This is a genomic window from Dactylosporangium sp. NPDC051541 (assembly GCF_044454505.1).
Lineage (GTDB): Bacteria > Actinomycetota > Actinomycetes > Mycobacteriales > Micromonosporaceae > Dactylosporangium.
Map to the genome: position 1 here is coordinate 1081050 of NZ_JBITDU010000003.1, position 24822 is coordinate 1105871.

At 74.2% G+C, this 24822-nt stretch carries 15 protein-coding genes; 9 read left to right on the forward strand and 6 right to left on the reverse strand.

The window, feature by feature from the left end:
- Window positions 1-38 precede the first annotated feature (38 nt).
- Genes ACIA8L_RS19175 through murD form a run of 4 tightly spaced genes read left to right on the forward strand, consistent with a single transcriptional unit; the run spans window position 39 to window position 4775 of the window.
- Window positions 39-740, forward strand: a complete 702-nt coding sequence (locus ACIA8L_RS19175) for a succinate dehydrogenase cytochrome b subunit (RefSeq protein WP_395906106.1) — start codon at window positions 39-41, stop codon at window positions 738-740.
- Window positions 740-2677, forward strand: a complete 1938-nt coding sequence (locus tag ACIA8L_RS19180) for a fumarate reductase/succinate dehydrogenase flavoprotein subunit (RefSeq protein ID WP_395906108.1) — start codon at window positions 740-742, stop codon at window positions 2675-2677. Before ACIA8L_RS19175 ends, ACIA8L_RS19180 begins: the two co-directional genes overlap by 1 nt.
- Window positions 2677-3426, forward strand: coding sequence for a succinate dehydrogenase/fumarate reductase iron-sulfur subunit (locus tag ACIA8L_RS19185; protein ID WP_395906110.1), 750 nt, complete (start codon window positions 2677-2679; stop codon window positions 3424-3426). Before ACIA8L_RS19180 ends, ACIA8L_RS19185 begins: the two co-directional genes overlap by 1 nt.
- 11 nt (window positions 3427-3437) lie before the next feature.
- Window positions 3438-4775, forward strand: a complete 1338-nt coding sequence (gene murD / locus ACIA8L_RS19190) for a UDP-N-acetylmuramoyl-L-alanine--D-glutamate ligase (protein ID WP_395906112.1) — start codon at window positions 3438-3440, stop codon at window positions 4773-4775.
- Here the strand turns inward: murD and ACIA8L_RS19195 are convergent.
- Complete coding sequence (locus tag ACIA8L_RS19195) at window positions 4761-5369, reverse strand: hypothetical protein (RefSeq protein ID WP_395906114.1); 609 nt, start codon at window positions 5367-5369, stop codon at window positions 4761-4763. The two genes, murD and ACIA8L_RS19195, sit on opposite strands and share 15 nt — an antisense overlap.
- Before the next feature lie 122 nt (window positions 5370-5491).
- Here ACIA8L_RS19195 and ACIA8L_RS19200 point away from each other — a divergent pair, with 122 nt between their 5' ends.
- Together ACIA8L_RS19200 and ACIA8L_RS19205 are read left to right on the forward strand one after the other, a co-directional pair.
- A complete protein-coding gene (locus ACIA8L_RS19200; protein WP_395906116.1) occupies window positions 5492-5623 on the forward strand; it encodes a hypothetical protein in 132 nt (43 codons plus the stop codon).
- A 101-nt stretch (window positions 5624-5724) separates the two neighbouring features.
- A complete protein-coding gene (locus ACIA8L_RS19205; protein ID WP_395906118.1) occupies window positions 5725-5862 on the forward strand; it encodes a hypothetical protein in 138 nt (45 codons plus the stop codon).
- A gap of 346 nt (window positions 5863-6208) precedes the next feature.
- On the opposite strand, the gene ACIA8L_RS19210 is transcribed toward ACIA8L_RS19205, so the two are convergent.
- From ACIA8L_RS19210 to ACIA8L_RS19230, 5 genes are all read right to left on the reverse strand, one after another.
- Complete coding sequence (locus ACIA8L_RS19210; protein WP_395906120.1) at window positions 6209-8704, reverse strand: hypothetical protein; 2496 nt, start codon at window positions 8702-8704, stop codon at window positions 6209-6211.
- 258 nt (window positions 8705-8962) lie between these two features.
- Window positions 8963-12655, reverse strand: coding sequence for a DUF5682 family protein (locus tag ACIA8L_RS19215; protein ID WP_395906122.1), 3693 nt, complete (start codon window positions 12653-12655; stop codon window positions 8963-8965).
- Window positions 12639-13796 carry an AAA family ATPase gene (locus ACIA8L_RS19220; RefSeq protein ID WP_395906123.1) on the reverse strand — a complete coding sequence of 386 codons (1158 nt, stop codon included), beginning with the start codon at window positions 13794-13796 and terminating at the stop codon, window positions 12639-12641. The genes ACIA8L_RS19215 and ACIA8L_RS19220 overlap by 17 nt, the downstream gene beginning before the upstream one ends.
- Window positions 13793-18583, reverse strand: coding sequence for a hypothetical protein (locus ACIA8L_RS19225; protein ID WP_395906125.1), 4791 nt, complete (start codon window positions 18581-18583; stop codon window positions 13793-13795). Before ACIA8L_RS19225 ends, ACIA8L_RS19220 begins: the two co-directional genes overlap by 4 nt.
- Entirely contained in the window at window positions 18580-19374 is a 795-nt protein-coding gene (locus tag ACIA8L_RS19230; RefSeq protein WP_395906127.1) for a DUF4132 domain-containing protein, read from the reverse strand. The genes ACIA8L_RS19225 and ACIA8L_RS19230 overlap by 4 nt, the downstream gene beginning before the upstream one ends.
- Before the next feature lie 171 nt (window positions 19375-19545).
- Between ACIA8L_RS19230 and ACIA8L_RS19235 the strand changes: the two genes are divergently transcribed.
- From ACIA8L_RS19235 to ACIA8L_RS19245, 3 genes are read left to right on the forward strand one after another with little or no spacing between them, the layout of a single operon-like run.
- Complete coding sequence (locus ACIA8L_RS19235; RefSeq protein ID WP_395906129.1) at window positions 19546-19824, forward strand: DUF2277 domain-containing protein; 279 nt, start codon at window positions 19546-19548, stop codon at window positions 19822-19824.
- 4 nt (window positions 19825-19828) lie between these two features.
- Window positions 19829-22300: a LuxR C-terminal-related transcriptional regulator gene (locus ACIA8L_RS19240; protein ID WP_395906131.1), complete on the forward strand. Its 2472-nt coding sequence runs from the start codon at window positions 19829-19831 to the stop codon at window positions 22298-22300.
- The gene (locus ACIA8L_RS19245) at window positions 22300-24774 is read left to right on the forward strand and encodes a LuxR C-terminal-related transcriptional regulator (RefSeq protein WP_395906133.1); all 2475 of its coding nucleotides are present in this window, start codon (window positions 22300-22302) and stop codon (window positions 24772-24774) included. The genes ACIA8L_RS19240 and ACIA8L_RS19245 overlap by 1 nt, the downstream gene beginning before the upstream one ends.
- The last annotated feature ends 48 nt before the right edge of the window (window positions 24775-24822 follow it).

Here is a 24822-nt window from a genome sequence, read left to right on the forward strand (position 1 = left end):
ATCATTGCGGTGAACTTAGCGTCGGCTGAGTGGCGGTAATGACGGCAGAACGGGCGACTCCGGCAATCCGGAAGAAGAAGACATCGTCCGTCGCCTTGAAGCTCCTGATGGCGGGCACCGGCATCCTGCTGGTGCTGTTCCTGTTCGCGCACATGGCCGGCAACCTGAAGATCTTCATCGGGGCCGAGTCGTTCGACCACTACGCGCACTGGCTGCGGGGCCTCGGGGCGCCGGCGCTGCCGCACGAATGGTTCCTGTGGATCCAGCGCGGCGGGCTGACGATCGCCGTCCTCGGGCACATCGCCGCCGCCGTCATCCTGGCCCGCCGGGCCCGGCTGGCCCGTCCCGTCCGCTACGCCCACCGGGCCAAGGTCCAGGGCAGCTACGCCGCGCGCACCATGCGCTGGGGCGGCGTCATCATCGTGCTCTTCGTGATCTTCCACATCCTCGACCTGACCACCGGCACGGTGAACCCGGTCGGCGACCACGAGCACCCCTACGCCAACGTCGTGGCCGACTTCGCGCCCGGCCGCTGGTACGTGACGCTGTTTTACGCCCTGGCCATCGTCGCGGTCGGCTTCCACCTGCGCCACGGGATCTTCTCCGCCGCGCGCACCCTCGGCCAGCAGAGCCCGCGGGGGGAGCGCATCGCCCGCGGCGTCGCCCTGGTGCTCTCGGTGGTCCTCGTCGCCGGGTACCTCTCCGTTCCGTTTGCCGTACTCACCGGGCTGGTGAAGTGATGTCGTACTGGACCGAAGGCGACGCGATCGCCGACAACGCCGCACCGGACGGCCCGATCGAGACCCGCTGGGAGCGCCGGCAGTTCGGCGCCAAGCTGGTCAACCCGGCCAACAAGCGCAAGCTCACGATCATCGTGGTCGGCACCGGCCTGGCCGGCGGCTCGGCGGCGGCGACCCTGGCCGAGGCCGGATACAAGGTCCGCTCGTACTGCTACCAGGACAGCCCCCGCCGCGCGCACTCGATCGCGGCGCAGGGTGGCATCAACGCGGCCAAGAACTACCGCAACGACGGCGACTCGGTCTACCGGCTCTTCTACGACACCGTGAAGGGCGGCGACTTCCGGGCCCGCGAGTCGAACGTCTACCGCCTGGCCCAGGTGTCGGTCAACATCATCGACCAGTGCGTGGCCCAGGGCGTCCCCTTCGCCCGCGAGTACGGCGGCCTGCTCGACAACCGCTCGTTCGGCGGCACCCAGGTCTCGCGCACCTTCTACGCCCGCGGCCAGACCGGCCAGCAGCTGCTGCTCGGCGCCTACCAGGCCCTGGAGCGGCAGATCGCGGCCGGCAACGTCGAGATGCACGCCCGCCACGAGATGCTGGAGCTGATCGTCGTCGACGGGCGAGCCCGCGGGATCGTGGTCCGGGACCTGGTCACCGGCGAGATCACCACCGACTTTGCGGACGCCGTGGTGCTCGCCTCGGGCGGCTACGGCAACGTCTTCTTCCTCTCCACCAACGCGAAGGGCTGCAACGTCACCGCGTCGTGGCGGGCGCACCGGCAGGGTGCCCTGTTCGCCAACCCCTGCTACACGCAGATCCACCCGACGTGCATCCCCGAGTCCGGCACCCACCAGAGCAAGCTGACGCTGATGAGCGAGTCGCTGCGCAACGACGGCCGCGTGTGGGTGCCGGTCGAGGCGGGCGACCACCGGGCCCCGGCCGACATCCCCGAGGCCGAGCGCGACTACTACCTCGAGCGCATCTACCCGTCGTTCGGCAACCTGGTGCCCCGCGACATCGCCTCCCGGGCCGCGAAGAACGTCTGCGACGAGGGGCGCGGCGTCGGCCCCGGCGGGCTCGGCGTGTACCTCGACTTCGCCGACGCCATCGATCGGCTGGGCCGGCCCGCGGTGGAGGCCAAGTACGGCAACCTGTTCGAGATGTACGAGCGCATCACCGGCGAGGACCCGTACGCCACGCCGATGCGCATCTACCCGGCCGTTCACTACACGATGGGCGGGCTCTGGGTCGACTACGACCTGCAGTCGAACATTCCCGGCCTGTTCGTCGTGGGCGAGGCCAACTTCTCCGACCACGGGGCCAACCGGCTGGGCGCTTCCGCGCTGATGCAGGGCCTGGCGGATGGGTACTTCGTGCTGCCCAACACGATCAACGACTACCTCGCGTCCGGGCCTTTCCCGGCGGTGTCGGAATCCGACGAGGCGGTCGTGGCCGCGCGGGCGGCGGTCTCCGGCCGGATTGACAAGCTTCTATCGATTGACGGCGATCGCACCGTCGACTCCTTTCACCGCGAGCTCGGCCACATCATGTGGGAGTACTGCGGGATGGAACGGACGGAGGAGGGGCTGGGGAAAGCGCTTTCCCTGATTCGTTCCCTCCGCGAGGAGTTCTGGACGCGGGTCAAGGTGCCCGGCACGGGCGAGCAGCTCAACCAGAACCTCGAGCGGGCCGGCCGCGTCGCCGACTTCTTCGAGCTCGCCGAGCTCATGTGCGTCGACGCCCTGCACCGGGCCGAGTCCTGCGGCGGGCACTTCCGCGGCGAGAGCCAGACCCCGGACGGCGAGGCCCTGCGCCACGACGAGGAGTTCTCCTACGTCGCCGCCTGGGAGTTCACCGGCACCGGTGAGCCGCCGGTGCTGCACAAGGAACACCTCGAGTTCGAATACGTCCACCCGACCCAGCGGAGCTACAAGTAATGGACATCAAGCTGCGCGTGTGGCGCCAGGCCGGGCCGTCGGCCCGCGGCAAGATGCACGAATATGTCGTGAAGGACGTCTCCCCGGACGCGTCCTTCCTCGAGATGCTCGACGTGCTCAACGAGCGGCTCATCCTCGAGGGCGACGAGCCGATCGCGTTCGACCACGACTGCCGCGAGGGTATCTGCGGCATGTGCGGCATGATGATCAACGGGGTGGCGCACGGCCCGCTCAAGGCCACCACCACCTGTCAGCTGCACATGCGGCACTTCAAGGACGGCGACACGATCGACGTCGAGCCGTGGCGCTCGGCCGCCTTCCCGGTCGTGCGCGACCTCGTTGTGGACCGGCGGGCGTTCGACAGCATCATCCAGGCCGGGGGGTACATCACCGCCCCGACCGGCGCCGCGCCCGACGCCCACGCCACCCCGGTCCCGAAGGCCGACGCCGACGCCGCGTTCGAGGCGGCCACCTGCATCGGCTGCGGCGCCTGCGTGGCCGCCTGCCCCAACGGCTCGGCGATGCTGTTCACCGCGGCCAAGGTCGGCCACCTCGGGCTGCTGCCGCAGGGCCAGCCGGAGCGCGAGTCCCGGGTCCTGGGCATGATCGAGGCCCACGACGAGGCCGGCTTCGGCGGCTGCACCAACGCGGGGGAGTGCACCACCGTGTGCCCCAAGGGCATCCCGCTGACGCTGATCGGCCGGCTGAACAGCGACTACCGCAAGGCCGCCACCGGGCGGCGGGGCTAAAGTACGTCCTCATGCAGCTGTCGGACCTCGCCGGGAAGCGGGTCGCCGTGTGGGGCACCGGCCGGGAGGGCCTCGCGGCCATCGCCGCGATCGCCCCGGTCGGCCCCGCCTCCCTCATCGCCGTGCAGGACAAGCCCACGTTCCTGGCCGCCACGGCCTGGACCGGCGCCGTCCCGCTCTACGAGGGCGAGGCGTTCGGCCCGGCCCTGGACGGCGTCGAGGTCCTGGTGCGCTCGCCCGGCGTGGGCGAGTCCAACCCGTGGATCCAGCGGCTGCGCGAGCGCGGTGTCGCCATCACCGGCGGCACCGCCCTGTGGATGGCCGACCACGCGCGGCAGACGATCGGCGTCACCGGTTCCAAGGGCAAGAGCACCACCACGACCCTGATCGCACACCTGCTCACGGCCGTCGGCCGCCCCAACGAACTGGGCGGCAACATCGGCATCGCGGTGCTCTCGCTGCCGGGCGCGGCTCGGTATGTGCTCGAGCTGTCGATGTACCAATGTGCGGATCTCGATGTCTCGCCCCGAATCTCGGTCATCACGTCGCTGTTCGAGGAGCACCTCGACTGGACCCGCGACGGGAAACCGTCGCAGTACTACGCGCACAAGCTCAACATCGCCATGCACGGCCCGGAGGCGGTCGTCTACAACGCCACCGACCCGACCCTGTCCGCCGAGCTGGCCGCCCGCCCCGGCCTGCCGCTGGTCCCGGTCGAGCCCTGGGAGTCCGGCGGCTGGATCGTCCGCCACGGCGAGCGGCTCTTCCCCCGCGACGCGTTCGCGCTGCGCGGCACCCACAACACCGGCAACCTCAGCGTGGCCCTGGCGACCCTGGAAGCCGACGGCGTCGACGTGGTCGCGAACGCCGCCGTGCTGGAAGCCGCGCTGCGCTCCTACACCCCGCTGCCGCACCGCCTCACCCCGATCGCGGACCCCTCGGGCGTCGAGTTCGTGAACGACTCGCTCTCCACGGCCCCGCAGACGACGATCCACGCGATCGAGGCCTACGCCGGCCGTGAGCTGGCCGTCCTGGTCGGCGGCCAGGACCGCGGCATCGACTACACCCCGCTGCGCGACTACCTGCGCGACAAAGCCGTGCCCGTCACGCTGATCGCGATCCCGGACAGTGGCGAGCACATCCTGGACGTCGTCGGCGACCTGCCCAACGTCCGTCGTGAAACAGCGGAAGACCTTTTCGCGGGGGTACTGCGAGCGCGTACCCTGATCCCGCCCGGCGGCGTGGTCCTGCTGTCCCCGGCCGCACCGAGCTACGGCCGCTACGACAACTACGAGGCCCGGGCCAAGGCCTTCATCGCCGCCATCGAGGCGACCTCACCGCTGCCATAGGAAGGCCGCACCCGCGCAGGGCCGGCACACGAACCCGTAGGCGCAGCCGCCCCCGCCGTAGTTCGCCGCGGTCCGGTATTCGTGGCCCTCTTCCAACTGCACGACGAACGACATCGGCCGGTCACAGGACGGGCAGGCCGGCGTCTCGTCGCCCTGCAGCCAGCCCGGCTCGCCGCCGAGCTGGCCCAGCACCTGCCGGGGCGACTGCCCGGCCCGCTCGGCCCACTCCTCGCGGGCCCGGAAGTAGTCGTCGCCCGCCACCTCCTCGAGGGTGGCCCCCTGCGCCTCCGGCAGCCGCGTCGCACCCTCGGCCGGGACCATGGCCGGCCGCAGGTCGTCCGGCCCGAACAGGTACGCCCGGTTGCCACCCGCCGTGGCATCCCACTCGTCGCACAGCCCGGGATCGTTCTGGCACATGAACATTGACAGCAGCCCGCCGCCGTCCAGCGGGGCCTGGCCCTGGAACTGCATCGCGCCCCCGCACTCCCGGCACTGCGGCCACTCGAAGCCGGCCGGTGCCAGCGGCACTCCGCCCGTGCGCAGCTGCGGGCCGTGCTCGTCGGCGGCCCCGGCGTAGATCAGGAGATTCACCACGCCGACACCGTATCGCTCGCGGCGATCGCAGCAAGTCTTCCTGCGGCTCGGCCGGAACTGTACAGTCGCGACGGTCGATGCACGATCGGCCGCCACGGTGGCGGCCGCCAGAAGGGGGCGAGATGCGGAACCTGATGGCAGTCCTGGCGGCGTTGGCGATGCTCGTCGTCGGCCCGACCGTGATCCTGGACCCGTACGGGGACGTCATCTGCAACACCCAGTTCACCGACGCCGGCGAATCCCGGCCCGAGTAGCACCGCGCGAACGGGGCAACGCCCGGGACCGCGAAACTGTACTGTCGCCACCGTCGATGTCGGAGGCCGCGCTCTCCCGGCGGCCGCCTAAAGGGGGCGATATGCGCAAACTGCTGCTGGCACTCCTGATCGCGTCAGCGGTCCTGGCCGGGGCCCCGGTCCCGATCCCCAACCCACCCGCACATGTGCACCTTTTCGACCGGGACTTCACGGACGCCGGCGAAGGCGAAATCCACTGAACAGCGCATAACCGAAGGGCCGGGGTCCTCACCCCGACCCTTCGCCATCGCGGTACCGCTCAGCAGTTGTACGCGCAGCCCTTCGGCACCAGGCCGCTACGCAGCCCGCCCGCAAGGCTTCGGTCGCCGGCGCCGGATGGCTCGTTTTGACCACGGTCAAGTCATCTCCGCAGATGGCCAGGAGGCCTCGGCCAGGGCTCGCCGGCAAGGCTTCGGTCGAGGGCGGCGCCGGATGGCTCGTTTTGACCGCGGTCAGGTCACCTCCGCAGGTAGCCAGGAGGCCTCGGCCAGGGCTCGCCGCAAGGCTTCGGTAGAGGGCGGCGTCGGATTCCTCGTTCGACCGCGGTCAGGTCACGTCCGCGGGTAGCCAGGAGGCCTCGGCGAGGGCCCGCCCGGCGGCGTCGGTGTACGTCGCCGCCGCCAGCCAGGCCTGCGCGAACCGTGTCCCGTCGTCGGCCGCGAGCCGCCCGAACGCGTTGCGGGGCCGGTCGTTCGCGGCCTGGACCAGGTGATCGAGCAGCTCGGCCCCCACCTCCAGCCGCGCCTTGCGCAGCCGGACCGCCGGCGACACGGACCGCCCGGCCGGAAACGTCAGCATCACCCGCCCACCGGCCACCGCCCGCTCAACCTGCGCCGACAGCAACTGCAGCGCCGCATCGTGCACCGCCGGCCGCCACCCCCCATCCACACCGTCCCCGTCCGCCGCCTCGACCCGCGGCGAGGACTCGACCCGCGGCGAGGACTCGACCCGCGGCGAGGACTCGACCCGCGGTGCCGTCTCGACCCGTGGTGTTGCTTCGGCCGGTGGCGTGGCCTCGACCCGTGGTGTTGCTCCGGCCGGTGGCGTGGCCTCGGCCTGCGGTGTTGCTTCAGCCCGCGGTGTCGTTTCGGCCTGTGGTGCTGTCTCGGCCTGCGGTGTTGCTTCAGCCCGCGGTGTCGCTTCGGCCTGTGGTGCTGTCTCGGCCTGCGGTGTTGCTTCAGCCCGCGGTATTGCCTCGTCGGCGGCCGTCTTGTGTGGAGCGGCGCCGTTTTCGCCCGGGGCCGCCTGCGGGAACTGTGAGGAGTGCAGCCGGTCGAACGCCAGGTCCACGTGCCCGTCGACCCGCCACGACTCGCCCTCCACCGGCGCGACCGACAGTGGCAGCACGGTGCCGGGCCGCGACGGGTCGGGCCGCGCGACGACGAGCATCTGCAGCCCTTCGGCCCGCCCGAGGACCCGCAGATTCTGCCGGTATCCGAGCGCCGCATGGTCGGATGCGACCCGCAGCGTGAGCGCGGTCCCGTCGGCGTGGTCGGCGAAGACCGCATCCCCGTCGGTGCCGCGCACCGTCACCCGCAGGAACAGCAGATCGGCCCCGGCGCTCCGCTCGGTCACCGGCACCGCGAGCGCGGCGAACGCCCGATGTACCTGCGCCGCGACCGGCTCCGCCCACAGCCGCGCGAGGGGCTCCTCGGCCCAGGCCGCCCCGGACGCGGTGACCGCCCGCACGCCCTTGCCGGCCCCGAGCTGCCGCGTGCCGGCCGCGGTGGCACCGGAGACGACCAGCCCGGCCCGGGTCAGCTTGCGGTGCGTGAGCGCAGTCTCACCCATGGCGATCGTGGCGTCGCCACCGCGGGCCGCCCGCCGCGCGTCGCCGGGCATGACATCGGCGACCATCCAGATCCGCCCCTGCCGGTCCACCGCGTACGTCACCACGCCCGCATGCCCGGTCCCGGCCAGCACCGCGGTGGTGCACAGCCCGTAGAGGCGAAGGCTCCCGGCGAGCTGGTACTGCCGCCGAGCCGTCCCCAGCTCCGTGCTCCCCCCGGTTCGCAACGCGTGCGTGACCAGCAGCAACTCCCGCAGCCCGGCACTGAGATCGGCCAACCGGTAGTGCGGATCGTCCCCGCGCGCCGCCTGCAGCAGCGTGGCCACGGTCCGAGCCGAAGCCGCCGCCCGGTACACCTTGCACGCCTGCGCCTCATGCGCCGCCCGCAGCAACGCTGCCCGCGCCACGGTCCCCGACCCACTGACCCCGCCCCCGAGCACAGCAACGGCCGCCTGCCAAACCTGCTCAACCGCCGCCCGCTGCACCACCCCGAGCTCCCGGACCTCCCCGCCGCCGACCTCGACCAACCCCACCTCGCCACCCGCCCCCGGCGACGCAACCCCCGATCCCGCACCGCCCGAGCCTGCACCGCCCGAGCCTGCACCGCCCGGTCCCGCACCGCCCGGTCCCGCACCGCCCGGTCCCGCACCGCCCGGTCCCGCACCGCCCGAGCCCGCACCGCCGCGGGATACCCCGCCCGACGACGCACCGCTCGAGGAGGCACCGCGGGAGGAGGCATCGCCCGAGCCCGCACCGTCGTCGGATGCCCCGCCCGAGGAAGAGCCGCCTGAGGACGCACCGTCGTAGGATGCGCCACCCTGGGATGTGCCCGGTTGCGCCCCGTCCAGCTCGGATGCGCCGTCGCTCCCACCGGCCGATCGTCCGCCGGGCAGCGCTTCGTCCGCCGGGAACTCGCCGCTCACCGGACCGACAGCCAAGGTCTCGTCGCCGACCGGTTCGTCCGGTGCGTAAGTGGGCGCGTTGGCGAGGATCCCGGCCCGGTGCAGACAGTTGGGCGCGAGCAGGCACGTGCACGTCACCGCGTCCGCGGACCGCACGAATCCACCCTCGGCGAGCAGCGTGACGGTCGTCGCGTCGTCGACGGCAACCGTGAAGCGATCGCCGTCCCGCACCACCGCCAGCCCCGCGAACCGTCCGGCCGCGTCGTCCAGCTTCTTCCGCAGCCGGGCCGGCAGCCCGTCGACCGCCGTGACCAGAACCGACCCATCGATCGGCGGCAAGGAGCTGCTCACGACGCCCCCTCCGCACGCCCCGCCGCCGCTGCGGCCACTTCGCCTCGCTGCGCACCGGTCACGACGACCCCTCCGCGCGTTCCGCCGCCGCCGCTTCGCTGCGATCCGCCCCGACGGCGCCGCCGCGCGCTTCGTTCCGTCCCGTTCACGACGACCCCTCCGCGCTCTCCGCCGCCGCCACTTCGCCTGGCTGCGTATCCCTCGCGACGGCGTCGCCGCGCGCTTCGCCGCCGCCGCCGCTGCTTCGCTGTGTTCCGCTCACGATTTCACCTTCTCCGCGACCCAGCGGGCGAGTTCGAGGGGGCTCAGCGCGGCCACGGGCATCCCGGCCGCGACGAGCTGTGACGCCACCGACACCGAGTAGCGCGGGCGCCCGGCGTCGTCGAGGCTGGCGCAGCCGAGGACGGTCACGCCGGACTCGACGAGGGCCCGGGTCTCGGCGAGCAGCCCGCCGAGCGGGTAGCCCTCCTCGAAGTCGCTGACGACGGCGACGAGGGTCCGCGACGGTACTGTCACCAGGCTCCGCGCATGCCGCAACCCCTTGGCGATATGGGTGCCGCCGCCGACCTGGACTTCCAGCAGCAGGCTCAGCGGATCGCTGACCCGGTCGGTCAGGTCCACGACCTCGGTGGAGAACGCGATGAAGTGGGTCGTCAGCGCCGGTACCCCGGCCAGGATCGCCCCCGTCAGCGCCGACCAGATGATCGAGGCCTCCATCGACCCGGACACGTCGACGACGAGGACGAGCCGCCAGTCGACGCTGCGGCGGGCCCGGGTCTTGAACACCGGCCGCTCCGGGATGACCTGGACCCGCCCGTCCGCGTCGCGCCGGGTGGTGGCCAGGTTGGCCCGCAGGGTGCGCGGCAGGTCGAGGGGCCCGCCCGGCCGGTATGTCGGCCGCGGTGTGCTGATCCCGGCCAGCGCCGGCCGCAGCCGGGTCGCCAGCCGCCGGGTGAGCTCGTCGACGATCCGGGCTACGAGCGGCCGCAGCTTGACCAGCGAGCTCTCCGGCATGCCACCGGCCAGTGACAGCACGGTCTGCAGCAGTTCGACGGAGGGGTTCACGGCTTCGGGCTCGAGCAGCATGACCGCGTCGCGTCGCCCGCCCTCGGCCGCCCGGGCCAGGACCTCTTCCCGAATCCCGGGACCGAACAGGGCGGACAGCTCCTCAGCCCACTCCCGCACGTTGGGGAACGGCGCCTCCCGCCCGGCCCGCCCGGCCGCCTCGGCCGCGGCCCCTTCGCCCCGGCCCTTCCCGTACAGCTCGTCCAGCGCCGTCGCATACCGCCGCGCCGCCGCCCCGAGCTGCTGCTCCTGCCGCCCGAGCAGCAGCCGCCACCGATCGAGCACCGCCAGCCCCCCGCCCGCCGAAGCCGATCCAGCCGCCGAGGCCGATCCGGTCGCAGGCGCCGATCCAGCCGCAGATCCGGTCGCAGGAGCCGGTTCCGCCGTGGGAGCTGATCCCGGCGTAGAAGCTGAGCCGGTATTAGAAGCTGAGCCGGTGGGAGAAGGTGAGCCGGTGGGAGAAGGTGAGCCGGTGGCAGAAGGTGAGCCGGTGGCAGAAGGTGAGCCGGTGGCAGAAGGTGAGCCGGCCGCCGTGGGTGAAGCCGGAAGCAGGCCGAGTGCGGTCACCGCGGCCCGGCCCGCGCGGTCGGCGAGGAGGCGGCGGAGCAGGGCGGCGGGGTCGGGTTCGGAGCCGTCGAAGTCGGCCGTGTCGCCGAGCCGGTCGCGGACCACCGCCAGGAGGCGTTCGCGACCGGCCGGGCTCACGGCCTGGAACCCGCCCCGCAGCGCCGGCAGCCGCGACAGGAACGCGTCGTCCGGCAGCGTCGCCACCCGGTCGAGCAGCCCTTCCAGAGCGTCGGGCCCGGACTGCAGCAACGGTTCGGCGGCGGCCAGGAGGCCGCGCATGTGGCCGAGCAGCCGGCGCCGGGTGTCGTCGTTGACCGCGGCGTCGACCCAGGACGCCACCCGCGAGCCCAGGGCGGCCGGCTCGGCCAGGCCCAGCAGCACCTCGACCGCGCCGGCCGCGGCCGCCATCGTCGGGGTGGCGTCCGTGGTCAGCCGGTGCAGGGCGGCGGCGAGGCGCAGGCCGACCCCGGCGGCGTCGGCGCGGCGGCCCAGGGCCACGAGCGCGTGGACGTCGCCGAGGTCGTCGGAGCCGGTAAGGCCGTCGACCTGGCGTGCTGCCGCGGCCTCCAATGTGGAGCCCAGCGCCTCGAGGTCGGTCAGCTCCGCGGCGGCCGCGGCCGGAAGGCCGGGGATGTGCCCGTTGCGCAGCCGATCGAGCAGGCCCAGGGCCGCCATCAGCTCGTCGAGGGTCGCGCCGGCCGGGATCAGCTCGGCGACCTCGGCGAGCCGCTCACCGGCCAGGGCCGGCAGCCCGCACTCGGCCGCCGCGGCCAGCCCGGCGATGATCTGCGCCGCCGTCGGGCCCTCGGCGCCCTCTTCGCGCCGCCGCCGTTCGCGCAGCGCCCCCTCGGCCGCCTGGGCGAGGGTGACGCCGCGGATGCCGGCCACGTCGAGCATGGCCTCGGTGCCGGGGGTCCACTCGATGCGCCAGCGGGTCGTGAGCGCGTCGACGCCGCCGGTGCCCTCGACCGCGGTGTGCTCCGCGTAGGGGACCCGGCACGCCCCGAGCTGTCGCAGCGCCACGTCGCGGCGCCGGTCGAGGTCGGAGCGCAGCGGGTCGAGCCGCACGTCCTTGGCCGGCGTGCCGGGGCCGGGCAGCCGCAGCTCGTCGAGCAGCGCCTCGGCCGCGGGCCGCAGCCCGGACCGCGGCGCACCCGGCGCGAGCGCCCCGCGCACGTCGCCGACGAGCACCGACTCCATCGCCGCGGCCACGGCCCGGCCGCGCCCGAGCACCTCGCCGTGCGCGAGGACGCTCTGCAGCGCCTCGACGATCTCGCCCCGGCCGGGCGCGGGCAGCCCCCGCAGCCGGGCCAAATCCGAGGCCAGCCGCACGATCTCGCGGGCCTCGGCCGGCCCGGCGGGGTGCCCGGCCGCCCGGACCCGCGCGCAAACCTCCACAATGGACGCCAGCGCGGCCGCCTCGACGCCGTCGGCCCGACCGGCGGCGGCCACGACGGCCTGCTGCCACCGTGGGTCGCGAATGCCCGCGGGGTATCCGGACCGGGAGTCGAGCAGCGCGAAGCTGTAGGGCACGAGGGAGGTCACGATGTCACCCGAGTCCTCGACCGCGTCCTCGGCCGGCGAACCGCTCAGCAGCGCCGCGGCGTGGAACGACCCGACGACCGCCGCGACCTTCCGCCCGGCCGCCGCGGCCAGGCACCGCCGCATCCAGGCCTCCCGCCGCAGATCGAGCTCCGACACGCCCGCCCCGGTCGCCGAGTCGGTCCGCATCGCCCACCCGACGAGCAACGCCGCCCGCCGCACCGCCTCGGCATCGGCCCCGGGCGCCCGCGCCTCCACGACCCGATCCCACATGTCCTCATCCGGCCGCCCGGTCGCAGCCTGACGCAGCGCATCCCCAAACGCCGAAGCAACAGCCACTCCGCCGCCCGGCGCCGAGCCCTCACTCGGAGCCGGAGCCGGAGTGAAAGCCGGAGCCAGGGCTGGTGAGGACGGCCACGAGCGGGACGACAGCGGCAGGTCGCACGGCACGACCTCGATGCCGTGCTTCGCCGCCCAGCGGACCGCCACCAGCTCCGGTGAGAAGTCCGCGAACGGATAGAACGACAGGCCGTCGTCGGCCCCGCGGACCCCGGCGAGCGCGACCGGCGCCGTGGTCGCGGGGTCGGCCAGCCACGGCAGCCACGACGTGAACTCGGGTGGCAGCTCCAGCAGCAGCACCTCCGGCTGGAACCGGTCGAGCAGCTCGCCGATGACGGCGGACAGCGCGGGGGAGTGGTGCCGCACCCCGATCAGGAAGGGTGCGGCCGAGCCGGCGAGTGCCGCCAGGGCGGCGCCGGGGTCAGGGCTGGAGGACATCGCGCAGTTCCCAGAGCCGGCTCCACAGGCGGGCGCCCTCTTCGGCCCGGCGCCGGACCGGGCCGTCCCAGTAGCCGAGCAGCTTCGCCCCGTCGGACGGGTCGTCCTTGCACACGACGCCCTGCAGGTGCGCGGGCAGCAGCGAGAGGACGTCGCGGTCGCCGGGGAAGTAGGCGGCGGCCAGCCCGAGCGACGTGGCCACCGCGACCGCCTCGGCCGTGCTCATCACCGTGGAGGGCCGCTCGACCTCCCACCCTTCGACCGAGCGCCCGCCGCGCAGGTCCCGGAACGCGGTGACGAGCGCCTCGAGGACGGCCTCGTCGACCTCGAACGCGGTCTCCACCCGCTCCAGGGCGGCCTTCGCCTGCCGCCCGACCAGCGCCGTCTCCTGGGCCAGGTCGGGGATCGGCCCGACGGTCTCGAAGTTGAACCGGCGCTTGAGGGCGGCCGACATCTCCGAGACGCCGCGGTCGCGCAGGTTGGCGGTGGCGATGAGGGTGAAGCCCGGCGCGGCGTGGACGGTCGCACCGGGGGTGCCGGACAGCTCCGGCACCGCGATGCGCCGGTCGGACAGGATGGAGACCATCGCGTCCTGGACCTCGGGCAGGCACCGGGTGATCTCCTCGATCCGGGCCACCTGCCCGGCCCGCATCGCGGTCAGCACCGGCGACGGCACGAGGGCCTCAGGGCTGGGGCCCTTGGCGAGCAGGAGCGCGTAGTTCCACCCGTAGCGCAGCTGGTCCTCGGTCGTGCCCGCGGTGCCCTGCACGACCAGCTCGCTGGTGCCGCAGACGGCCGCGGACAGCAGCTCGGACAGCATCGACTTGGCGGTGCCGGGCTCGCCGACGAGCAGCAGCCCGCGCTCGCCGGCGAGGGTGACGACGCACCGCTCGACGAGGGCGCGGTCGCCGACGAACTTCCGGGCGATCGCCAGCTTCGCCGGCACGCCCTCGGGCCGCTTGCCCTTGGGCAGGGCCAGTTCGCCGTCGCTGCCGACGATGAACGTGACGACGGCCCGCGGTGTGAGCCGCCAGCCGGGCGGCCGCGCCCCGCCGTCGAACGCGGCCAGGAACGCGAGCTCGGTGGCGTGGGCGTGCTCGGCCGGGTCGACCTGCCGGGGACTGGTCACGGTGGCGGTCATCGACGCCCTCCCTGCGATGCGCGGGTCTGCAGTTCCTCGAAGCGTGGGGTGTCGTCGGCGAGGATCCGGTCCCAGGCGAGACCGAAGAGCGCCGGGGCCGGAGCGATCGGGACGACCGCGCCGAGGGCGGTGCCGTTCTCGCCGCCGCCGAGGATCAGCGGCAGCTTCCACCGCTCCACGGGCAGCACCGGCGCCTTCCAGGCCAGCCACCCGCCGGGCAGGAACAGCGAGCGCCCGGCCCGCGGCCGCTTCGCCTCGACGACGAGGTCGGTGCCGGTCAGCTCGGCCCGGGCCTGCTTGAGCCGGGCCGGCTTCCACCCGGTCCACGCGGCCACATTGCGGTCGGTGGGGTCGGGCAGCGCCAGCAGCTGCAGGTAGAGCGTGGCCGCGTCGGCGCTGATCCCGTGCCGCTCGGCGACCTGGGCCACGATCTGCGGCGCGGAGCGCGACGGGTCGTGCGGCGCCTCGACGACGGGTGCGTCCAGCCAGCGGCTGATGTCGTCGCCGAGGATGGCCCGCAGCGCCACGATCGGGGCGGAGTAGCCGCCGAGCGCCGCGATGAGCGCGTCGACCCGCCGGTCGCCGGGGCCGTCCAGCTTGGCCGGGTGGACCGCCACCTGCCGCCAGTAGCCCCGGTCGCTGACGGAGAACGGCCCGGACTCGCGGTCCAGGCCCAGCGAGGCCAGGGCCTTGTCGATGGTGGCCTCTTCGTCGCCGGCGATGTGCAGCTCGAACGTCGGGTCGGCGGTGAGGGCCCGGACGGCCGCGACGACGCCGGGCAGGCCGACCCGGATCGGGTGGTCGGCCGGGAGCCGCCGCACCAGCCAGGGCACGCCCCGGGCGACGGTGACGAGCAGCGCCTCCCCGGCGACGCCCTGGCCGACCGCGTGCAGCCACTTGCACGTGGCCGGGTTGGTCAGGCCGTGCAGGAACTCCGACGCGCTCAGGTCGGTGGAGACACCGGCCTTGCGGCACTCGACGATGAGGTCGTCGCCGACGGGCGTGCGGGCGCCGACCTGCTCGGCCCGCCAGGCGCCGAACCGGGCCGGGTCCGGCCCGTCGGTCCACAGCCGCGCCGGGTCGCCCGGCAGCAGGGCCGCGGGCGCACCGCCCTTCGGGCCCAGCCCGCTGTTGCGGCGCACGTGCTCGATCGCCGCGTCGATCGCGGCGTCGGTGACCGTGGGGTCGGCGGGCTGCCAGCCCTCGATCGCGCTGATCGGTGCCTGCCGGGAGTCGCCCGAGCCGGACAGCAGCACCGTGGCCTCGGCGAGGCTGATCCCGCCCGCGGCCGACAGGGCCCGGACGATCTCCGGGCGCAGGAGCGGCGCGGCGCCGTCGTGGGCGCGACCGGCGGCGACGAACCGGGCCACGCCGTCGCGGCCGAGGCCGCGGCGGTCGAAGTCGCGCTCGAACTTGAGCGTGTGCCCGGCGATCGGCCCGAACCGCCCGTCGGCGGCGTGCTCGATGCCGGTGACGTCGCCGTCGCTGTCGACCTGGAACGGCAGCACGATCCGGCCCGGGCCGGCCGTGAACGGCCGGCCCGGCGTCAGCTGCGGCGCCTTGGTGTCGGACTCGAGCGTGACCCGGCGGGTCCGCCCGGCCCCGTCGAGCAGACCGGACTCGGCCAGCACGTCGAGCACGTCGAGCAGGGCGGCCCGATGTTCCGGCTTGGTGGCCGGGGACGCCGCCCGCAGCAGGACCGCCGGCAGGACTCCGATGGTGTCCCACCAGTCCAGGTCGCCGTTGCCGATCCAGGTGTCCAGCGGTGTGCGCGGCTCGCCGCCGCTCAGCACGGCCCCGGCGTCGGTGAAGTGCCGCACCCACTCCCGGCCGTGGCTGTAGCAGCTGGGGATGAGCCCCTCGAGCGCGTCGTTGAGCACCCGGTCGTCGACCCGGTGGGCGTCGGCGCCGGTGGCCTCGGTGGTGGCCGGGCCGGCGGCCAGGATCTCCGCGGTGGCCGAGGTGAGCCGGGCCAGCCGCAGCGCCGCCCGGGCCGCGTGCCGCACGATCCCGCCGATGCCGGTCAGCAGCGCCGGGTCGGTGACCTCCGGCAGCTCCGGCCCGACCACGGCCAGCACCGCCTCGTCGGCGATGGTGGCCTTGTCGGCCTCGGCGCCGCCCAGTGCGGCGACGCCGGCCATGAGCCGCGCGGCCGCGTCGTCGCCGAGCACGCGCAGCGCGGCCGAGCCGGTCTCGTCGCGCGGGCGCAGCTGGTGCCAGAACGAGGCCGGCGGGAGCAGGGCGGTGCCCTCGGCGAACGGGCCGTCGTCACCGCCGGAGTTGACGCTGGCGAAGTTGAGGCCGTCCGCCGTGTACAGGTGCATGGAGACCGCCCGCCACTGGTGCTCGACATAGAGGCCGTGCACCACGTCGGACCCGGGGAAGCGGATCGCGGCACTGAGCGAGCGCTGCCGGTGGCTCCGGTTGGACTCCGGGTCGGCCATCGCGAACGTCCGGCCGTCGACGCCCTCGCCGGCCTGACCGTCCTCGGTGCGCCGGGACCGCCAGCCGACCAGCCCGTCGCGGGACCCGAACGGGCTGCCCGCCATCCGCGGCGAGGCCGGGCGCAGCGCGCAGCCGGACGGATCGAGCGGCTGCCCGTCGGCCGCGCCCTCCTCGAAGAACGTCGGCAGTGACGCGCGGCCGCGCTCACCGGTGGCGGCGTCGTACTCATACCAGCGCACCGAGTAGTCCGGCTCCTGGACGAGCAGCCAGTGGTGCCGCCCGTCGCTGGCCACCCGCCCGAACTCCTGGGCTTTCTGGTCGCCGGCCCGCAGCGGCCGCCCGCCCGCGGTGCGCCCGCCGTCGGGCAGCGCGATCGAGTGGTTGCCGCCCTCGCCGAGCCCGTCCTCGACGTTGACGAACACGTCGTCGGGGGCGCCGCTCCAGTAGCCGGCCCGCGGGCCGTTGCGGTTCCAGGCCACGAGCAGCTGCCCGTCGGCGTAGCGGGTCACCAGGTTCCACGAGTAGCGCAGCTCGTCCGGCGGGACGCGCAGCGTGTGGTCGAGCTCGACGCCCTCGTCGCCGACGACGAGGACCCGGTCGTTGCGGCGCAGCACCAGGGCCGGCCACTGCGGTGTGACGTCCAGGCCGTCGCGGATCAGCGTGCGGTCCGGGCCGAACAGGGTCTCGGTGGCGCCTTCGAGGGCCGGCCAGCCGAACTCGTCGAGGACACCGGCCCGCAGGGTGCGGCCGAGGACCGGGCCGAGGTCGAACGCGGTGATCCGGGCGATCGCCGCCGGGTTGACCTCGAGGCCCTCGGGGCAGGCGACGAGGGTGAGCCGGTCGAGCTCCGCGCCGACGGTGGTGAGGCCCTGCTGCTCGACCCGGTCGGCGAGCCGGTCGAGCCACCAGTGCAGAGCGGTGCGCAGGCCCGGCACGGCCACGACCTGGGCCACGCGGGCCTGGTCGACCTGGGCGTCGCCGGAGCGATACCAGGTCTTGAGGTGGCCCTCGATGCTGCCGGCCAGCAGCGACCGGAGCCGCTCGTGGGCGACGGCATGGGTCAGGTCGCGCCGGCCCGCGCCCTCGTCGTTGAGCCAGACGGAGACGTCGACGCGGGCGTGCTCGTGGACGTCGGCGAGCGGCACCCCGAGCGCCAGCATGAGGTCGATCAGGTCGAGGTCGATCCGGCTGTGCGAGGACGCCAGCTCGACCGGGACGCCGTCGGCGACGAGCCGCGGCGCCATCCGCTCGGTCAGGGCCGTGAACCCGGCGTCGCGCTCCTTGCGCCAGCCGCGGCTGCGGTCGGCCCGGACCAGCCAGCCGGCCGGCCCGTCGGGCGACTCGGCGGCGGGGTCGACGGTGCCGGCGGGCTCGGTCAGGGCCGCGGTCGCGCCGGACTCCTCGAGGATCTCCAGCCACGTGCCGAACGGGCAGTCCTGCGGGAACATGCCGAGCAGCTGGCCGCGGACCTTCGGCTCGCGGGACGCGATGCGCAGCAGGGCCGGGCGGTAGGCCTTCCAGAACCCGCCGGGGGCCCGCAGCAGCGACGGCGCCGCGAGCAGCTCCCGCAGCACGAGCTCGTCCTCCTCGGGGCCGAGCTTGGCCGCCTTGGCCAGCCGCCCGAGGTCGACGTGCATCTGCGCGTAGGGCGGCATCCCGCCCAGCGTCCGCTCCAGGCAGAGGCGGCGGAACCGGGCGTAGGCGACGTCAGGGGTGCAGCGGCCGGCCAGGTCGCGGGCGTGCTGGGCCAGGGCCTTCGCGGTCAGCGCGCCGGCCAGGGCGAACTCGAGGAAGACGGTGTGCTGGCGCTCCTCGTCGATCTCCAGGGCATAGGTGCGCTCGGCGTCGCGGGCCTTGCCGAACATGCTGGCCGCGTAGGTCTGGCTGTCGGCGGCCAGGAACGCGCGGGCCGCCTCCTCGTAGTAGGTCGGCAGGAAGTGCGGCACGGCCCGGGCCAGCCGGTCGCCGAGCTCGTTGAAGCCGTCGCGGGCCGGCCCGATGCGCGACTTCGCCACCCGGACCAGCCGCTCGATGTCCTTGACCAGCGCGAGGGCGTGGTGGCCGTTGGCGGGGTCGTGGACCAGGGCCCAGGCCGGGAACCCGAGCGCCTGCTGGCGGACCACGCCGACCTCGGCGACGGTCTCCGGCGCGGTGAACCCGAGGAACTCCATCGTCAGGTCCTCGGCCGGCCCGAGGGCCGCGGGCACGAGCCGGACGACCTTGCGGTCGCCGAGCACCGGGTGCGCGTAGGAGCGCGTGGTGAGCGTGTCGACGGTGTCCTTGGCGGCGTCCGTGCCGACCGGCAGAACGGCCCCGGCGTCCAGAAGATCCTCGGTCCTCATGCGTCCTGCTCCTTGCTCTCCTCGACGACCCGGCCGGCGTAGAGCGCCGCGGCCATGCGCATCCCCTCGGACCAGGCGACCGGCCCCACCTCGGCGAGCGGGATCGACTTGCCGTCGGGGTGGACGAACACCAGGTCGCCGGTCTCGGCCTCCGAATAGGGGTCGTCGGCACCGACCCAGCTGCGGGCCTCCAGGCCGCGGCCGTCCTCGAAGACGCGGCACACGGCGTAGCCGCCGCGGACCGGGTAGCCCAGCGAGCCCGCCCGGGCCAGGAGGTGGCGCAGCTCGGCGAAGCGGCCGCCCGCGTAGTCGCGCACCCCGGCCGCGCCCGGCTCGAGGTCGTCGGGGCGGGTCCAGGTCTGCCGGAACAGCTGGTCGACGGACTGCTTGACGCCGAGGTCGGCGGCGAACTCGCGGAGGTCGTCGAGGTCGGGCAGGCGGGTCGGGTGCGGCACCGCGACCCGCTCGGCCGGCCGCCGGACGGTCTCCCCGTCGAGGTTGACGATCCCGATGCCGTCGGCGGTGGCGTCACGCAGGAAGCCGGCCTCGTCCGGGTCGAACGAGCCGTCGTCGTCGAGGACGGCGACGACGAGGTCGGTCAGCGCGGCCCGCCAGGTCTCGTCGGCCCACACCCGCGCGAGGAGCTCGGCCGGCACCGGCAGGGAGCGGATCATCCACAGGTCGACCTGTTCGCGAACTTCGGCCTCGTGCCGGGCGAGCCACTCGGTCAGCTGCCGCAGCCCGGTCACGACCGGATCGTCCCGCAGTGCCGGGGGCAACGATCTGAGCACTTTGCCCTTCTGATTACGGCACGCTATGCGCCCCGCATCCAGAGTCACCTCATAGCCGCCCCCGGCCGCCAGCCACGCCATGCGGGTTGCTCCGTTCCGTCGTCTGTCAGTTGTCCGGCACCCTAGCGAGGGGGTGCGACATTTTTCCGGCGGCCTGGCATGGTGGACGTCATGTGCAGGAACATCCGCGTGCTGAACAACTTCGAGCCGCCCGCGACCGAGGACGAGATCGAGGCCGCCGCGCTGCAGTACGTGCGCAAGGTCGCCGGCATGACCCGGCCGGCCGCGGTCAACCAGGAGGCGTTCGACGCCGCCGTCGCCGCCGTCACCGAGGCCACCCGGACGCTGCTGGAGAACCTCGTGACCCGCACGCCGCCGCGCGACCGCAAGATCGAGGCGGCGCGGGCGAAGGCGCGCGCCGAGCAGCGCTACGGCCCCCGGACCGCCTGACGCCATGGCCCTGATCGAGCGGGACTCCGCCCTGGCCACCCTGGCCGAGTACGCGGCCGGGGACGGCGGTGTCGTGCTCGTCGGCGGCGAGGCCGGGGTCGGCAAGACGGCCCTCGTGGAGGAGTTCACCCGGGGCCGCGACCGCGTGGCGTGGGGGATGTGTGACGGGCTGTTCACGCCGCGGCCCCTCGGCCCGCTGTTCGACATCGCCGATCAGATCGGCCTCGACACCGCGACGAGCCGGGACGAGCTGTTCGGGGCGGCGCTGCGGCAGATCACCGCACACGTCGACATCCTGGTCATCGAGGACCTGCACTGGGCCGACGAGGCCACCATCGACCTTGTTCGCTACTTGGCGAGACGCCTCCGCGGTACCATCGCCATCCTCACCTATCGCAACGACGGCCTCGCGCCCGGTGATCCGTTGCGCGTAGCGCTGGGCGACCTCGGGACCCAGCGCGGGACCCGCCGTATCAGCCTGGCCCCGCTGTCGCCGGAGGCCGTCGGCGCGCTCGCCAAGGACCACGCCGTCGACCCGGCCGAGCTGTTCCGGCTCACCGGCGGCAACCCGTACTTCGTCACGGAACTGTTGCAGGACCGCCACAGTGTCTCGGCGCGCGACGCGGTCCTGGCCCGGGCCGCCCGCCTCACGCCGGCCGAACGCGCGGTCCTCGACACCGCGGCGCTGATCGGCACCCGCGTCGACCCGCGCCTGCTCGCCGCCGAGCCCGCCGCGTTGGACGCCCTGATCGGCTCCGGGCTGCTCGCCAGTGACGCGTCCGGGCTGCGTTTCCGGCACGAACTGGCCCGCCTGGCCATCGCCGAGGCCATCCCCGCCCATCGCGGGCCGGCGCTCCACGCGGCCATCCTCGAGAAACTGACCGGCGACGACGCGAGCATGGCCCACCACGCGGAGGCGGCGGGCGACACCGGCAAGGCCCTCCATCATTCGGTGCGGGCGGCTCGGGCCGCGGCCGAGCTGCGGTCGCACCGGGAGGCGGCCGCGCAGTACCAGCGGGCCGTGCGGGCCGACGGCGACGACCCGCAGCTGCTCGACGCGCTCGCCTTCGAGCTGTCGATGATCGACAGCTGGCCCGGCGTCGCCGAGGCGGCCGAGCGGGCCCGGGTCCTGTGGCGGTCCGCCGGCAACGGCTTCCGCGAGGGCAACACGCTGCGGATGCGCTCGGCCGCGATGGTGAGCCTGTGCCGGGGCGAGGAGGCACTCGCCGACGCCGAGGCCGCGATCGCCGTGCTGGAGCCGCTCGGGCCGTCCACGGAGCTGGCCAGCGCCTACGCCCACCTCGCCAAGCAGCACATGCTCTCCGACCGCAACGCCGAGGCGGTCGAGGTGGCGGCCAAGGGACAGGCGATGGCGGCGCCGCTGGGCCGGTTCGACATCGTCAGCGACACCCTCAACACCGAGTCCGTGGCCCGGCTCATGCGGGGTGAGGAGTGGCTCCCGCTGATGCACCGGGCCCTCGCCGTGGCGATCGAGCACCGGCACGACGAGAAGGCCGGCCGGGCCTACGTCAACCTCTACGGCATGCTGTGCCGGGCCCGCCGCTTCGCCGAGGCCGAGCCGATCTATCACGAGGCGATCGCCTACTGCGACGAGCACGACGTCGACACCTACGGCACCTGCCTGCGCGGCGAGCGCGCGTCGTCGCTGGGCCGGATGGGCCGCTGGGACGAGGCCCTCGCGATGAGCCGGTTCGTGCTCACCCGGGTCGAGGAGGCGTCGCCGGTCAACCGGATCTATCCGCTGTACTGCTACGCCACGATCCGGGCCCGGCGCGACGAGCCCGGCGTGTGGGAGGCCCTGGACGAGGCCGCCGAGTCGGCCGACGGCAACCGTGAGCCCCAGTGGATCATCAAGGCGCGGCTGGGCCGGGCCGAGGCGTTCTGGCTGGAGGGTAGGACGGCGCAGGCCCGGGCCGAGGCCGAGCGGGCCGACGACGTCTGCGCCCGGGCCGACGGCTGGCTGCGCGGCTGGGTCGCGACCTGGCTGCGCCGCACCGGCTCCGCCCGCCCGCCCCGCGGGGTCCTGGCCGAGCCGTTCCAGCTGGAGATCGACGGCGACCATGTCGGCGCGGCCCGGTCCTGGGAGGCCCGCCCGTGCCCCTACGACGCCGCCCTGGCCCTGCTCGGCTCCGACGCCGAGGACGACGTGCGCCGGGCCCTGGCGATCCTGAGCGACCTCGGCGCCACCGCCACCGTCCGCGTCGCCCGGCAGCGGCTGCGCGACCTCGGCGCCCGCTCCATTCCGGCCGGCCCGCGCACCGCGACCCGGGCCAACCCGCACGGCCTGACCCGGCGCGAGCAGCAGGTGCTCGAGCTGGTCGCCGAGGGCCGGACCAACGCCGGGATCGCGGCCGAGCTGGTGCTGTCGGTGAAGACCGTCGACCACCACGTCTCCGCGGTGCTCGGCAAGTTAGGCGTGGCCAGCCGGGCCGAGGCCGCCCGCAAGGCCGGCTGATGGCCCCGCTGCTGGAGCGGGACGCCGCACTGGCGGCGCTGGCCGAGTACGCGGCCGGGGCGGGCGGGGTGGTGCTCGTCGGCGGCGAGGCCGGCGTGGGCAAGACCGCACTGGTCGAGGAGTTCACCCGGGGCCGGGACCGCGTGGCGTGGGGGATGTGCGACGGCCTGTCCACGCCGCGGCCCCTCGGCCCGCTGTTCGACATCGCCGAGCAGATCGGGCTCGACACCGCGAAGAACCGGGACGAGCTGTTCTCCGCCGCGCTCCAGCAGATCACGAAGAATACCGACATCCTGGTGTTCGAGGACCTGCACTGGGCCGACGAGGCGACGATCGACCTTTTGCGGTACTTGTCGCGCCGCCTTCGCAGTACCACCGCGATCTGCACCTATCGCGACGACGGCCTCGCGCCCGGCGGTCCGCTCCAGATCGCCCTCGGCGATCTCGGCTCGCAGCGGGGCACCCGCCGGATCAGCCTGGCCCCGCTCACCGAGGCCGCCGTCCGCACGCTCGCGCGGCACTCCACCGTCGACCCGGCCGAGCTGTTCCGGCTCACCGGCGGCAATCCGTACTTCGTCACCGAGTTGCTACACGACCGGCACAGTGCGTCCGCGCGTGATGCGGTACTGGCCCGGGCCGCCCGGCTCGAACCGCGCGACCGCACGGTGCTGGACACGGCGGCGCTGATCGGTGCGCGCGTCGATCCCCACTCGCTCGCCGCCGAGCCCGCCAGCCTCGACGCGCTCATCGCCTCCGGGCTGCTCATCGCCGACGGCACCGGGCTGCGGTTCCGGCACGAGCTGGCCCGGCTCACGATCGAACAGGCGATTCCGGTCCACCGGCGGCCCGCACTGCACGCGGCGATCCTGAAGACAGTGACCGTTGACGATGCGAGGGTGGCGCACCACGCCGAGGCGGCCGGCGATGCGACCAGAGCGCTCCACCATGCCGTGCGGGCGGCCCGCGCCGCGTCCGGGCTCGGCGCGCACCGGGAGGCTGCCGCGCAGTACCAGCGCGCCATTCGCTGTGGGGGCCAGGACGACCCGGAGCTGTTCGAGGCCCTCGCCGGTGAGCTGGCCGTGTTCGACGCCTGGCCCGGCGTGATCGAGGCGGCCGACCGCGCCCTCGAGCTGCGCCGCGCGGCCGGGGACCGCCGACGCGAGGGAGCCGCACTGCGCCTGCGCTCGGCGGCCATGGTCAGCCTCTGCCGAGGCGAAGAAGCGATCCGCGACGCCGAAAACGCAGTGCAGATCTTGCGGGGGTACCCCCACAGCCCCGAACTCGCGCACGCCCTCGCGCACCTGGCCACCCAGCGCATGCTCGCCGACCGCGACGACGAGGCCGTCGACCTGGCCCGCCGCGCGCAGGCGATCGCCGGACCGCTGCGGCTGCACGCCGTGCTCAGCGACGCCATCGACACCGAGGCCGTGTCCCTGGGCCGGCACGGCCACCCGTGGCGGGCCCGGATCGACGAGGCCCTCACGATCGCCCTCGACCACGGCTGCACCGAGCAGGCCGCGCGGGCCTGGACCAACCTCTTCGGCCTCCTGTGCACCCAGCGGCGATACACGGAGGCGGCACCGGTCTACGCCGCGGCGATCGCCTACTGCGACGACCACGACCTGACGACCTACAGCAGCCACATCCGCGGTGAGTGGGCCAACGCGCTGTCCCGGACCGGCGACTGGGACCAGGCCGTCGCGCTGTGCCGGCACGTCCTGGACCGCACCGACGAAACGGCCCCCATCAACCAGATCTTCCCGCTGTTCTCCTACGCGGTGATCCTGGCCCGCCGCGGCGAACCCGGCGTCTGGGCCGCCCTGGACCAGGCGACCGCAGCCGCGGAGGGCAGCGGCGAGCCGCAGTGGATCCTCAAGGCGCGGCTCGGGCGGGCCGAGGCGGCCTGGCTGGAGGGCCGCGCGGAGCTCGCGCGCACCGAGGCCGAGCTGGCCGACGACGCGGCCGCGCTCGGCGACGCCTGGTGCCGGGGGATCGCCGCGGCCTGGCTGCGCCGCACCGGCTCACCGCGGCCCTACCGCGACGACCTCGCCGAGCCGTTCGCCCTGGAGTGCGCCGGCGACATCGAAGGGGCCGCGAAGGCCTGGCGGGACTACGGCTGCCCCTATGACGAGGCGCTGGCCCTGCTCGGCGCGGACACGCCCGGGCCGGTCCGGCGGGCCGTCGGCTTGTTCGACGAGCTCGGGGCGACCGCCGCCGCCCGCATCGCCCGGCGCCGGCTGCGCGACCTCGGCGGCTCCGTCCCGGCCGGCCCGCGCACCGCGACCCGGGCCGACCCGCACGGCCTCACCCGGCGCGAGCAGGAGGTGCTGACGCTCATGACCGAGGGCCTGACCAACGCCGCGATCGCCGGCCGCCTGGTGCTGTCGGTGAAGACCGTCGACCACCACGTCTCCGCGATCCTGGGGAAGCTCGGGGTGACCACCCGGGGGCAGGCGGTGCGCAAAACCGGGTAGGTGCCCGGGAAACATAGGGAACCGCTGCCGATCCGCCGGTACCGCGCG

What these genes read in the sequence shown, in the direction of transcription:
- ACIA8L_RS19245 (WP_395906133.1), top strand. Translation starts at nt 22,300, where the DNA reads ATGGCCCCGCTGCTGGAGCGGGACGCCGCACTGGCGGCGCTGGCCGAG.
- ACIA8L_RS19185 (WP_395906110.1), top strand. Translation starts at nt 2,677, where the DNA reads ATGGACATCAAGCTGCGCGTGTGGCGCCAGGCCGGGCCGTCGGCCCGC.
- ACIA8L_RS19235 (WP_395906129.1), top strand. Translation starts at nt 19,546, where the DNA reads ATGTGCAGGAACATCCGCGTGCTGAACAACTTCGAGCCGCCCGCGACC.
- murD (WP_395906112.1), top strand. Translation starts at nt 3,438, where the DNA reads ATGCAGCTGTCGGACCTCGCCGGGAAGCGGGTCGCCGTGTGGGGCACC.
- ACIA8L_RS19240 (WP_395906131.1), top strand. Translation starts at nt 19,829, where the DNA reads ATGGCCCTGATCGAGCGGGACTCCGCCCTGGCCACCCTGGCCGAGTAC.
- ACIA8L_RS19220 (WP_395906123.1), bottom strand. Translation starts at nt 13,796, where the DNA reads ATGACCGCCACCGTGACCAGTCCCCGGCAGGTCGACCCGGCCGAGCAC.
- ACIA8L_RS19215 (WP_395906122.1), bottom strand. Translation starts at nt 12,655, where the DNA reads ATGTCCTCCAGCCCTGACCCCGGCGCCGCCCTGGCGGCACTCGCCGGC.
- ACIA8L_RS19200 (WP_395906116.1), top strand. Translation starts at nt 5,492, where the DNA reads ATGCGGAACCTGATGGCAGTCCTGGCGGCGTTGGCGATGCTCGTCGTC.
- ACIA8L_RS19175 (WP_395906106.1), top strand. Translation starts at nt 39, where the DNA reads ATGACGGCAGAACGGGCGACTCCGGCAATCCGGAAGAAGAAGACATCG.
- ACIA8L_RS19205 (WP_395906118.1), top strand. Translation starts at nt 5,725, where the DNA reads ATGCGCAAACTGCTGCTGGCACTCCTGATCGCGTCAGCGGTCCTGGCC.
- ACIA8L_RS19225 (WP_395906125.1), bottom strand. Translation starts at nt 18,583, where the DNA reads ATGAGGACCGAGGATCTTCTGGACGCCGGGGCCGTTCTGCCGGTCGGC.
- ACIA8L_RS19180 (WP_395906108.1), top strand. Translation starts at nt 740, where the DNA reads ATGTCGTACTGGACCGAAGGCGACGCGATCGCCGACAACGCCGCACCG.